Origin of the sequence: Roseofilum capinflatum BLCC-M114 (assembly GCF_030068505.1) — a bacterium.
Taxonomy (GTDB): Bacteria; Cyanobacteriota; Cyanobacteriia; order Cyanobacteriales; family Desertifilaceae; genus Roseofilum; species Roseofilum capinflatum.
On the sequence record NZ_JAQOSO010000019.1, the window covers coordinates 20700 to 34140 of the forward strand.

At 47.5% G+C, this 13441-nt stretch carries 8 protein-coding genes; all 8 read left to right on the plus strand.

All coding sequences use genetic code 11. The features are described from left to right. The first annotated feature begins 45 nt into the window (after positions 1-45). The 8 genes from PMG25_RS04395 (at position 46) to PMG25_RS04430 (ending at position 13408) form a co-directional block, all read left to right on the plus strand. Positions 46-1113: a pentapeptide repeat-containing protein gene (locus PMG25_RS04395; protein ID WP_283765693.1), complete on the plus strand. Its 1068-nt coding sequence runs from the start codon at positions 46-48 to the stop codon at positions 1111-1113. Between the two features lie 391 nt (positions 1114-1504). Then, positions 1505-2011, plus strand: a complete 507-nt coding sequence (locus tag PMG25_RS04400; RefSeq protein ID WP_283765694.1) for a hypothetical protein — start codon at positions 1505-1507, stop codon at positions 2009-2011. Positions 2012-2123: 112 nt separating this feature from the next. Then, on the plus strand, positions 2124-4700 hold the full coding sequence (locus tag PMG25_RS04405; protein WP_283765695.1) for a CHAT domain-containing protein: 2577 nt from the start codon (positions 2124-2126) through the stop codon (positions 4698-4700). Between the two features lie 86 nt (positions 4701-4786). Then, positions 4787-7249, plus strand: a complete 2463-nt coding sequence (locus PMG25_RS04410; RefSeq protein ID WP_283765696.1) for a pentapeptide repeat-containing protein — start codon at positions 4787-4789, stop codon at positions 7247-7249. A 197-nt stretch (positions 7250-7446) separates the two neighbouring features. Further along, positions 7447-8160: a DUF928 domain-containing protein gene (locus PMG25_RS04415; protein WP_283765697.1), complete on the plus strand. Its 714-nt coding sequence runs from the start codon at positions 7447-7449 to the stop codon at positions 8158-8160. 30 nt (positions 8161-8190) lie between these two features. Next, a complete protein-coding gene (locus PMG25_RS04420; RefSeq protein ID WP_283765698.1) occupies positions 8191-10983 on the plus strand; it encodes a CHASE2 domain-containing protein in 2793 nt (930 codons plus the stop codon). A 73-nt stretch (positions 10984-11056) separates the two neighbouring features. Then, a complete protein-coding gene (locus PMG25_RS04425; protein WP_283765699.1) occupies positions 11057-11524 on the plus strand; it encodes a hypothetical protein in 468 nt (155 codons plus the stop codon). A 408-nt stretch (positions 11525-11932) separates the two neighbouring features. Next, a complete protein-coding gene (locus tag PMG25_RS04430; protein WP_283765700.1) occupies positions 11933-13408 on the plus strand; it encodes a phosphoglucomutase/phosphomannomutase family protein in 1476 nt (491 codons plus the stop codon). Positions 13409-13441 lie beyond the last annotated feature (33 nt).

Sequence of the window (13441 nt, forward strand, 5' to 3'; positions counted from 1 at the left end):
GAGTATAAATAGAGATATAAGACATTTTTTAAGAGCCTTCCCATCATGGCTACTTCCGATTCTCAGCAATCCCCTTCTACCCATCCCCAAGACAGCGTTCCCAAGAGGCGGCCAAGTCCCCAGAAGTGGAAGCTTTGGCTCATGGCGATCGCTGTTGTCTTTGCGCTTAACGAGGCAATCACATACTTCAGAATTGGCGCTGCTTACAAGACTTTAGCATCAGAACATATAGGAGGATCTATTGACAAACGGACAGAAGCAGCTCGGTATTTGGCTAAAGGTTGTACTTGGTATCAGTTAACTTCTTTGCGTTGTTGGAGTCTCAGAGGAGCCAACCTCAGTAGAGTAAACCTCTTTGAAGCCAACCTCAGTCACGCCAACCTCAGTCAAGCCAACCTCTTTAGATCCCTCCTCCCTGATGCCGACCTCCGTGAAGCCAACCTCAGTCACGCCAACCTCAGTCACGCCAACCTCTTTAGAGCCGACCTCCTTCTCTCCGACCTCCGTGGAGCCTACCTCAGTGATGCCGACCTCCATTATGCCGACCTCCGTGGAGCCGACCTCAGTGGAGCCGACCTCAGTGGAGCCGACCTCAGTCACGCCAAGCTCCGTAAAGCCGACCTCCGTGGAGCCTACCTCGGTAAAGCCGACCTCCGTGAAGCCGACCTCAGTGGAGCCGACCTTAGTGATGCCTACCTTAGTGATGCCAAGCTCCGTGATGCCGACCTCTATGAAGCCGACCTTAGTGATGCCAAGCTCAGTGAAGCCAACCTCCGTAATGCCAAGCTCAGAGGAGCCGACCTTAGTGATGCCGACCTCAGTGGAGCCTACCTCCATTATGCCAACCTCCGTGAAGCCAACCTCAGTGGAGCCGACCTCGGTAAAGCCGACCTCGGTAAAGCCAACCTCCGTGAAGCCTACCTCAGTGGAGCCAACCTCCGTGAAGCTAACCTCAGTGGAGCCGACCTCCGTGAAGCCGACCTCACTCTTGAGCAAGTGAAATCGGCTTGTGATTGGCAAGGCGCAAAATTTGATATAGGATTCTTACGAAAATTGTACGCATCTGCTGACCCTCAAGAGCCACCTGATTGTAGTCGTTGGGAGCTTCTGTAGGGGCGAACGGCCGTTTCGCTTTGCGACATGAAACGCCCCTACAGATTGGTCAACACACCAGCAAACGTTGCCATATTGGATGATTTTTAGCCAAATTGACAGGTTATCTTAAAACCCCTACAAGATTAGCACGGGAGAGGGACTTTTCCCCTTCTCCCTTCGACTTCGCTCCCTTCGGCTACGCTCAGGGCAAGCAGGACAGCGCCCTTCGACTTCGCTCCCTTCGGCTACGCTCAGGGCAAGCAGGACAGCGCCCTTCGACTTCGCTCAGGACAGCGCCTGCGGGAGAAGGGGGTAGGGGGATGAGGGGCAGTTATTACATAACTCATTTAGGTTTGCTATATAGCGCAAAAAACGGTTTTCCTAATTACCCATTACCCATTACCTCGCAATGTTTTCTGTCCACCCTATCCCCCTCTATGGCTTCACTGTCCTGGGACTGCTCATCTATGGGAGTCCCACCCTCGGTCAAATGCGTTCTACCACTCCCCTCCATCTTCCGCAAACGCTCCAGTTGACCATTGATGGAGTCAGTTCGTTTAGGAATATCCATCTCTACGATCGCATCCTTACCCTTGAGTCCCCGCAAATATTCACCGATCCCAGTCAATTGATTACCGTGGGGTGTTCGGAAGATGAAGGTAATGTTTTTGTCGTCAAAGGACGGGGAGGTTTACCGGAAGACCCTACCCAAACCTTAAGCACGGCTACCATTTGGTCAGATTTACGACCGAATTTAGAGATAGAAGATCGAGGCGATCGCTCTTTTGAGCCACAACCAACGATTGTAGAAGCACAAAGATGGATCGTGAATCAGCGCGGCAATATAGAATTAGTGGCCGATGAACCTTCTCCCCCAGCTCAATTCGGTATACTGTCTCAGCCTTGTCTACATTAATGGGTAATTCATGCCCTCTCCCTCAATCCCTCTCCCACGGGATTCTTGACTTTCCCCCTTCTCCTGCGGGAGAAGGGGGTAGGGGGATGAGGGGTAATCGGTAATCGGGAAAATGCTATATCTGGGATACAAACACCGTTGGGTAAAGTTCTTATGGATCGCTTTAATTGCTCTGGTTGTTGCTCTGCTCGTTGGTATGGGAGTGCCAGCAGTGGGAAAGGAGCAACCGAGAACAGTTTTGGCGACGACTAAGACGACTGATTTAATTGACCAGGGTCGTCAATGGTATCAAAAACAGGAGTATGAACAGGCGATCGCCCTTTGGCAACCTGCCCTCACCCAATTTGAACGTAGCGGTGAAACAGCCCAACAAGCGCTCACTCTCAGTTATCTCGCCCTCGCTTATCAAGGTTTGGGCAACTGGGAGAGCGCTAAACAGAGCATGGAGAGCGCCCTGAACCTCTTAAAGCCTTTACCCTCAGAAGTGGGCATTCTTGCCCAAGTTCTCAATACCCAAGGACAACTGTATTACAGTCAGGGACAACTGGAAGCGGCTCTATCCGCTTGGGAACAGACAGAACAAGCCTATCAGCAAGCCGGAGATGGGGAAGGGGTAACCGGTAGTCAACTGAATCAAGCCTCGGTTCTGCAACGGTTAGGGTTAAATGAGCGATCGCAAGACCTCCTCAATGCTCTGATCGAACGCTTAGAACCTCAACCCCCTAGCCTGCTCAAAGTACAAGCCTTGAGAACCTTGGGGGTTAGCTTCCATCTCGCGGCTCAGTTTGCAAAAGCCCAACAATTACTCGATGAAAGCTTAAATCTGAGCCAGAGTTTGAACGCTCCTTCAGAAATTGCCCAAAATTTCTTGAGTTTGGGCAATTTGGCCAAAGATTGCAACCATCCAGAAGCAGCCCTAGACTATTATCAACAGGCGATCGCCACAACTCCCGATCATCTCCTGCTCAAAGTCCAAGCAAACGCCAACCTTCTCCGACTCCACCTCGAACAACAAGCCTTTACTGAAGCCCTAGAATTAATCCCCCCATTAAAAGCTGACCTCGCCCAACTGCCCCTAAGCCACAGCAGTATTTACGCCCATCTCAACGTCGCCGAAAGTCTCTTGAGACTCTTTCGCCTGCAACCCGAACTTGACCCCACGCTGCTAGAAACCGCCGCCCAACTCACCGAACTTGCCAGACAACAGAGCCTTACCCTCAAAGACTCCAGAGCGCAAGGCTGGGCAACCTTGCAACTGGGTAAACTTTATGCCCAAAACGAAGAACTGGAAACCGCCCTACAACTCACCCAAGAAGCTCTGTTTATGGCCCAAAAAATCGGCGCGGCTGACTTGCAAGCCAGAGCCAGTTGGCAACAAGGGCAACTACTGGTGCAACAAGAGGATGAACGTTCTGCCCTGGTTGCCTATCGCTCGGCAGTCGATACCCTAGAGTCAATTCGGGGGGATGTGGTAGCAACCAACCCAGATATGCAATTTTCTTTTAGGGAAGATATCGATCCAGTTTATCGGGGATTAATTGGTCTTTTGCTACAACCGGATGAGGAGAATCCACAAGATCCAAACCGGGTGCAAGAAGCCCGTGACATTCTCGAAGCTCTGCAACTGGCAGAATTAGATCACTTTTTCCGTGAAGCCTGTCGAGCCAACCGCCCGACACCCATTGATAAAATTGACCCGAAAGCTGCGGTTATTTATCCAATTATTTTACCCGATCGCCTAGAAGTCATTCTCACGCTTCCCGGCGACATCCAACAACACTACTCTACCCCCATTCCCCAACCGGAATTAGAAGAGCATTTACGACAAATGCGCCAATCTTTACACCCTGCCTATTCCAATCAAGAACGGCTGAAGCTCTACCAACAAGCCTATAATTGGCTGATTCAACCCGCAGAGAGTGCCTTAAGAGCATCGAAAATTGAAACCTTAGTCTTTGTTCTCGATAGTCAGTTGCAAAATGTGCCCATGGCTGCGCTTTATGATGGAGAACACTATTTAGTTGAAGAGTATGCGATCGCCCTCACCAAAAGCTTAAAACTGATCCAATCTCCCCCTTTAGAGCCAGAAAAATTACAAGCGCTCACCGCCGGACTCAGTGAAGCTCGCCAAGGATTTCGCCCCCTTCCCGGTGTTGCTTCCGAAGTGGAACAAATTGGCGATCGCATTCAAACTCGCGTGTTGCTCGATCGGGAATTTACGGCAGAGGAACTGAAACAGGCAATTCAGGAAACGCCTTTTCCCATTGTCCATTTAGCCACCCACGGTCAATTTAGCAGCGATGCAGAAGAGACATTTATCTTAACCTGGGATAGTCAAATTAATGTGCGCGAACTGGATACGTTGGTCAGCTCGCGATCGCAACCCTTGCAAAACCCCATCGAATTACTCGTACTCAGTGCCTGCAAAACCGCACAAGGAGATGAGCGAGCCATATTAGGATTAGCCGGGGTTGCCCTGCGATCGGGCGCTAGAAGCACTCTGGCTACATTATGGGCTGTTCGAGACCAATCTACCGCCCAATTTATGGTTGACTTTTACCAACACTTGAATCAACCCGGAATGAGCAAAGCCAAAGCCTTGCAACAAGCGCAAATTAACCTCTTGCACAGTAAATACCATCATCCCATTTACTGGGCCCCCTTCGTCATGGTCGGCAATTGGCTTTAGAGACAACTTCATTTTAATGAATGTTGAAATACTAAGAGGTGAATAATAGGATGAATAGCAACTCACGTTAATCCATACTGGGGACAATGAGTCAGGACACAGAACCAAACCAACCTCTACACCAACAGGCAATGGGCGATACCAGCACATCCGGTGAAGAGCATCGCACAACGGATCGGCATCTTCAGATTGACCAGCACCAGTTTATCTACAATTACTACTATCCATCCCAGACTCAGAGCGCCTCTAGCGAATCGAGAGAGGAACCGGATCGCTTACCCTGTCCCTATCGCGGGTTATTTCACTTTGGGCCCAAAGATGCCCAATTCTTCTTTGGACGGGAGCATTTTATAGACCAGCTCTATGAAGCCACGCAAACCCGGAACTTTATTCCGATTTTGGGCACTTCTGGCAGTGGCAAATCTTCCGTGGTTTTGGCTGGGTTAGTGCCAAAATTAAAGCAGGAAGGAGGGTGGCAGTTTACTTATTTTCGTCCAGGAGCAATTCGCAATAAAGATCGACAGAAGAGTTCTGATCCCTGGTTTGCGCTGGCTCAAGCCTTGGTTCCTCTGTATACTCCCAATTGGAATCAAACGCAACAGATTAAACAAAGCCATCAATTAGCAGATTTGCTCCGCAGTGGCGAGGTTTTGTTGTCCGATGTCATGGGCCAGATTAGCCATCATTATCCCCAATCTCGGTTACTCTTGATCGCCGATCAATTTGAAGAACTCTACACCGTTTGTGAGGATGAAGCCACTCCTGGCCAGTTTCTGGATTTGCTCATTGATACACTATGTGATGGAGGGTCTGACTTGCCCTTGGTCTTGGTGCTGACGATGGGGATAGATGTTCTCGGTGATGCACTCTCCTATCCGCGTTTTGCCCAGGTGCTGCACTCGGATATGAAGTTGGGAGCGATGAGCCAGAGCCAACTGCGGGAGGTGATTGAGAAGCCCGCCCAACAATTGGGGGTGGAGTTTGAGCCAGATTTGGTCGCTAGGATTCTTGATGATATAGAGGAACCCGGAAACTTATCCTTACTGGAGTTTGCTCTGACGCAACTGTGGAAACAACGGCAGGGAAAACAGATTAATCTTGTGGCCTATCAAAAGATGGGTGGAGTCAAAGGGGCGTTAACTCGTCATGCAGATGGAGTGTTGAATCATTGGACTCTGGAGGAACAACAGCAAGTGCGGTCAATTTTGATGCGCTTGGTGAATCCGGGAGAAGAGACGAGGGGAAACACGGGCCGACCGGTGATGCAAAGGGAGTTAAGCGGATATCATCGGAAATTTGTGACGACGTTAGCGGCTGAGGGGTTAGTGGTCACTTATAAGGATGGGAGGGGAGAAGAAACGGTTGAGGTCGTTCATGAAACCCTGATTCGCTACTGGGGACAATTCAGAACTTGGGTGAATGAGAATCGAGAGATGATGAGCATGGCTGGCCAACTGGAAAGGGCAGCGAAAGAGTGGGATAACCGAGGTAGAAGTCAAGATGGTTTGTTGCAGGGAAGGCGGTTGCAAGAGGGGAAAAAATTTGAAGCCGAATATGGAGACGATTATCCCCTGTCGGCACGGGTAACTGAATGGATACAGGCGAGTGTTCGACAGAGATGGCGAAATCGCTTCAAGTTAGGGTGGCTGGTGGTGATTCCTATGGCTATTATATGGGCGATCGCTGAACCAAGAATTAGAGCATCCAGAATTGAACAGGCTTATAACATTCTAGAATCTGGTTCTTGGGCAGAAAAGCCCAAGGTAGCTCGTTATCTGACTAGCGGTTGTCGTTGGCCAGATCGATTCGTTGATTTCATGCCTCTGGTCTTCGGTAATTGTGAGAGTCTCAGAGAGGCTAACCTCAGTGGAGCTAACCTCAGTGAAGTCAACCTCAGAGACGCTAACCTCAGTGGAGCTAATCTCAGTGGGGCCAACCTCAGTGGCGCGACCCTGATTAACTCCACCCTCAGTGGAGTGAACCTCAGTGGAACTAACCTCAGTCAAGTTGACCTCAGTCAAGCTGACCTGAGTGGAGCTACCCTGAGTGGAGCTACCCTCACTCAAGCTGACCTGAGTGGAGCCACCCTCAGTCAAGCGAACCTGAGTGAGGCCAACCTAATTGAAGTTAACCTAATTGATACTAACTTGATTGATACCAACCTCCATAGAGCCAACCTCAGTGGAGCCAACCTGATTGAAGTTAACCTTTGGGGAGCGAACCTGAGTAGAGCGAACCTGAATCGAGCGAACCTCAGTCAAGCTACCCTGTGGCAAGCGAACCTCAGTGGAGCCAGCCTCTGGGGAGCTGATCTGAGTGAAACTGACTTCAGTGGAGCTGACCTTGGTGGAGCCGACCTCAGTGATGCCTACCTTGGTGGAGCCGACTTTCGGGCAGAGGAAAAGTGGGGACAAGTGAAACACTTAACCCCTGAGCAAGTTAAATTGGCTTGTAGTTGGCAAGATGTACAATTTGATCCAGAATTCTTACAAGCCTTGAATGAATCTGGTGACCCCCAAGAGTCACCGGACTGTAGTCGTTGGGAGTAGAACGATTCACCCTAGGGAATTGTGGAAATCCTTGCTCCTTTGATTCCAGAAATCAGATATGGCTCTAGGGTGGCGATCGCTTCATCAACTCTTCAAGCAACAGTTGCCATTCTTTACCGAAACTTGTTGGATTTTTATCAAAAAAGCCAGCACAATAGAATAAAGACCTCTGTCAACGCTCATCTAAGCCTATCCCTATGAGACAACCCTTTTCAGTTTCTCGATTCGGACTGCTGGGTTTAATCACAGCAGTTACCCTAACTGTAATGGCAACTTCCGCACCCGCCGTGATTTTTGAACCGCCAGAAGATCAAGCGCCCGACTCCACATTAGGGGGAGGCTCGCGAGATCTACAGCAGTGCGTCTCTGCTCCTCAAGACGGTATACCCTCAGTGACTCCCTTACTTCCAGAGACCGAGATCGGTTTTACCGTTGCCCAAAAGCCAACGATTTATGTCTACGTTCCCCAAACTTTAGCTAAAAAGATGTTTTTTAGTTTGCAAACGGAGACCGGAGAACACCATTATCAGCAGGAAATGGAGCTACCAGAAACTCCTGGAATTATAGGATTTCAAGTCCCAGAAGATGCACCACCCTTAAAAGAAAATACGAATTATAAATGGACGATCGCCTTCATTTGCGGGGAAAGCTTGGAACCAGATAGCCCAGAATATACGGGCTGGATTCGTCGCTTACCCCAAGAAGAGTATTCGATTGCCACCGATCTTTCCTTAAAACAAGTGGAAGATCTCGCTGAAGCTAAACTTTGGTATGACACGGTTTTTTCTTTAGTGCAATTAAAAAACCAAGAACCAGATAATCCAGTGTTGAGCCAAAATTGGACAGAGTTATTAACATCCGTTGGACTTGAGGCGATCGCCAATCAACCCATCCTCACCGGGCAACCTTAAGCTGTGCGTACTCAGATCTAGTAACTTTCTATGTGGCATCATCTCAAGGTAATCTTTCAGCAATGGCAACCCTTGTTTACCATTGCTCCAAGCGTCACCGCTACGGTGATGGTTGCGGGAATGGCTGGAGGATTTCAACTGCTCGAATGGGCAACCCTAGACCAGTTTTTTCGCTATCGTCCCTTAGAAGATCCAGAACAACGAATTACTGCCATCACCATCGACGATCGCGATATTCATGAAATGGGAACTTGGCCCCTCAGTGATGGCACATTAGCCCAAATGATTTCTATCCTCAATCAACACAATCCGAGGGTGATTGGTTTAGATTTATATCGGGATCTACCGGTGGCTCCAGGGACTGAAGACTGGATGCAGGTCATGGCTCAAACGCCCCATCTAATCGGGATTAAAAAAGCGGTAGGACAACGGGTTGCGCCCCCTTCTGCCCTAGAGGAAAATCAGCAAGTTGCTCTAGCAGATTTGGTAGTCGATGCAGATTCTAAAATCCGACGGGCGCTGATTGTCTCTTTGGATGAAAATGGCCAATTGTTTCCCACGTTGGGAGTACGCACGAGTTTAGATTATTTGCGTGAGGAAGGAATTGAGTTAACAACCCTTGATTCAGAGCGCAAGTTTTATGAGTTAGGAAAAGCCATATTTCGTCCCTTAACCTCAAAAAATGGCAGTTATCGCCAAGCAGATTTAGGAGGTTATCAAATTCTGCTCAATTATCGGGGAACTGAAGATCGATTTGACTCCCTAACGATTACGGAATTGCTTAAAGGAGAGTTCGATCCAGAGTTGATTCGCGATCGCCTGATTCTCATCGGCTCCGTAGCTCACAGCACCAATGATTTTTTTCATACCCCCTACAGTAATCGTAATCAAGAGACCTCCGAGCCGATGCCGGGGGTTTTTATTCACGCCAATATTGCCAGCCTGATGTTAAGCGCTGCCCTAGATGGCCGCCCGTTATTATCCGTATTATCTTTACCCTTAAAAGGTCTTTGGGTCTTCTTTTGGTCTGAGGTAGGAGTGCTGTTAAGTTGGATACTCCCGACTATTAAACTCTCACCAACTCGCAGTTTTCCCGGTCTCACTATTTTAGCCGTTAGTGCCAGTGGCATCATCCTTTTTGGGGCTGGCTATGGTGCGTTTTTAATCGGATGGTGGATTCCGGTGATTGCCCCCCTCTCTGCGTTAACGGTTGCCGCCATTCTGGGCACGAATAGCCGCTATCAACGGCAATTACAACAGGCCAATGAGCAATTACAGGACTATTCTCATACCTTAGAGGAAAAAGTGCGCGATCGCACCCAAGAGCTGGAACAGGCTAAAATCGCCGCCGATAGTGCCAATCAAGCCAAAAGTGAATTTTTAGCCAACATGAGTCATGAACTGCGGACTCCCCTGAATGGGATTTTAGGCTATACGCAGATTCTCCAGCGAGCTGATAATCTCCTTAAAGTTCAACAAGATGGGATTCAGATTATTCATCAATGTGGATCTCATTTGCTGACGTTAATTAATGATATCTTAGACCTATCCAAAATTGAAGCTAGAAAGCTAGAACTACAAAACTCTTATTTTCATTTTCCCTCATTTTTGATGGGCATTGTCGAAATGTTTCGCCTGCGAGCGCAACAAAAAAATATTGAATTTATCTATCAGCCAGATACCCGTCTTCCCGTTGGCGTTTATGCTGACGAAAAACGTCTGCGACAAGTATTAATCAATCTCCTCGGAAATGCCATTAAATTTACAGATCAGGGACAAGTTATTTTTAAGGTCACTCAACAGAATATAGAATCAGTAAAACCTTTAGATCACACTTCAAATGCCTATCAACAGGTCTGCATTCATATTGAAATCGAAGACACCGGCATCGGCATGACTGGCGATCAAATGACACAAATATTCAAACCCTTTGAACAGGTTGGAGAAGGGAAAAGACAGTTAGAAGGCACTGGCTTAGGGCTAACCATCAGCCAAAAAATTGTAGCCTTAATGGGGAGTCAGATCCAGGTAGACAGTAGTCTAGGAGAAGGAAGTCGCTTTTGGGTTGATTTACCGTTGAATGTAGCCGCCGAATGGGAACATCCATCCTCTAACGATCGAGATAAAATTGTCGGTTTCCAAGGAGAGGCTAAAACAATTCTTATCGTGGATGATAAGTGGGAAAATCGCTCCATTATAATTAGCTTGTTAGAATCTGTAGGGTTTAGGTGTCTTCAAGCTAATCACGGTGAGGAAGCATTGGCGCAAATGGAGAACTATAAACCCGATTTGATCATTACGAATATCATGATGCCGGTGATGGATGGATTGAATTTGATTAAAACCGTGCGCCACTCCTCAAATTGGAAAGATATCCCGATTATTGTTTCATCAGCTAAGGTTTTTGCTACGGATCAAGAACAGAGTTTACAAGTGGGTGGGGATGCTTTTTTACCAAAACCCGTACAAGTCGATCTTTTGTTTTCTTATTTACAAAAATGCTTGCATTTAGAATGGATTTATGAAAATCAAGAATCGGTTGATTTTGGGGTTAAAGCAGAGAGGGAGACAACGGATTTATCGGGGAATACTCTTCTTGAAGAACCTATGGTTTTCCCGAAACAGGAGGTTTTAGAGGAATTACTGAATTTAGCTCTAAGAGGCAACATTCAGAAGTTGGGTAAAGAGGCGATTGCTCTGCAAAAGGATCGCTCGATCTATGTCTCTTTTGCGCTCAAGCTGCAAGAGTTGGCTGATAACTTTCAACTCAAAGAAATTCGCCTTTTGATCCAATCTGGTTTAAATACAAAAATTAAACGTTAATTAAAGTGACAGTTTTTTTTATAAACAAGTGAAAAAAAGCTATAATAGAATAAGTAATAATGGCATAATCTAGATGATCGATCGCTCTTGGCAAAAGGTAGATGGGATTATACAACCGGGACATCAGATTGCTTCTGGATCTGCGTTAGAGAGTCCCTATCCTAGGGGAAGTATAGAAATGCAGACTCCATTTTTCAAAGCCTTGGGTCTAGATATAACCCCCTTTTTTCAGGGAACCTTGAATGTTTCCATTGAACCCAAAACATTTGAGATTGTGGAACCTGAATTTACGTTTCAGCAAGTGAAGTGGATTGAGAATAATCCCCCTGAAGATTTTTCGTTTTCACGGTGTAGAGTATTATTTGAAGGGGCAAAATATGATGGTTTAATCTATTACCCTCATCCTGAAACGAAGATCCGTCACTTTCACAATCCATCAATTATTGAAATCTTGGCCCCATTGATCCCTGAAATCAGATATGGATCGAGAGTCGAGATCGAATACAATCCGTTAGAAATCAGAATCAATTTAAACGATTAAATTGTCATTGCGACCGGAGGGAAGCATTCGCGCTTCGCGCATACTTCGTATTCATGTCCGCGAAGCGGAAACGCCAAGATTGGGGGATTTTGCGATTGCTTCATTCCACTTTCGGCTGTCGCCGACATAAACGTTCCATTCGCAATGACTTATCTGAATAAGACTGTACTCCGTTACAGCGCAAAGCGCTGTATTCTGTTTTGGAGAGAATTTGTAACAAATATTGACATTTGAAAGCTTGTATAGCAATTCTCTCTTTGATGGAGTACATCTTGAAGACCTAAACCCTAAGCCATACAAGCTCTTGCCTATTGCCTATTGCCTCTTGCCTAGCGCGAAGCGCTATAGACTGACCGAAAATTGGCGGTAAACTCAAGAAGGAAGCGTTTATGGAAAGAGGCAGCGTTTATGGTAGTAACGTCTTTTAAGAACCCAATTAAATTTGGTACAGATGGCTGGCGAGGGGTGATTGCGGCAGATTTTACCATGGAACGGGTGGCTCAAGTTGCGCCGATCGCCGCCCAGATTCTAGCAGAAGTCTATGGCGATCGCGACAGCGAAACGGAGTTTTATCACAGCGATCGTACCGTAATTGTGGGCCACGATCGCCGATTTCTAGCGGAAGAATTTGCCCAAGTCGCTGCTGAAGCCATTCAAAATGCCGGTTTTAATGTCCTCCTCACGAATACCTACGCCCCTACTCCCGCCTTTAGTTGGGCTGCCAAAGAAAAAGGGGCCCTCGGTGCAATTGTGATGACCGCTTCCCATAACCCCGGTAAATATCTGGGCTTAAAAGTCAAAGGAGCCTTTGGCGGTTCCGTGTCCCCAAACGTGACCCAAAAAATAGAAGCTCGACTCAGCCAAGATCTGCCCCCTGCTCCACAACCGGGAACCCTAGAGTCCTTCGATCCTTGGCCCTCCTATTGTGAAATTCTGCGCTCTAAAGTGGATATTGGAGCCATTCAAGCAGCCATTGTTCAAGGTAAATTAACCGTCTTTGCCGATGTCATGCATGGCGCAGCCGGTGGAGGACTGGCGAAAATTTTAGGGGTGGATATTCGAGAATTAAATAGCGATCGCGACCCCCTGTTTGATGGCGGTGCGCCCGAACCCCTACCCAAATACTTACCCCAATTATTAGAGGATATGAAGAACTTTTCTACCTCCGCAGAAAGTTCCGATTTAGTCACCGGTTTAGTTTTTGATGGCGATAGCGATCGCATTGCGGCCATTGACAAAGATGGCACATACATGAGTACCCAAATTCTCATCCCTGTCCTCATCGAACATTTAGCCACCCGACGGGGGTTTACCGGGGAAGTGGTAAAAACCATCAGTGGCTCCGATCTGATGCCCAAAGTCGCCCAACTTTATAACCTATCTGTCCATGAAACGGCGATCGGGTATAAATATATCGCCGATCGCATGTTAGAACATTCCGTCCTCATCGGCGGTGAAGAATCCGGGGGTGTGGGTTATAACACCCATATTCCCGAACGGGATGCCCTGCTATCCGCCCTCTATGTCCTCGAAGCCGTTGTTCAGTCTGGGCAAAACCTCGGTTATCTGTATCATCAACTGCAAGAAACAACCGGATTTTCCTCCATGTACGATCGCATCGATCTCCCCTTAGCCAGCATGGACGTGCGATCGCGTCTTTTACAAGAATTAGAAACCAATCCCCTCATCGAAATTGCCGGAAAAGCTGTTACCGACTGCAATACCATTGACGGTTATAAATTCCGATTATCCGATGGCAGTTGGCTCCTCGTTCGCTTTAGTGGAACCGAACCCGTTTTACGTCTTTACTGTGAAGCCGCAACCCTAGAAAACGTCCATGAAACCTTAAATTGGATTAAGGATTGGGCAAATAAATTCACTTAAAACTCCCATTCTTGATAACAAGATACAAAACAA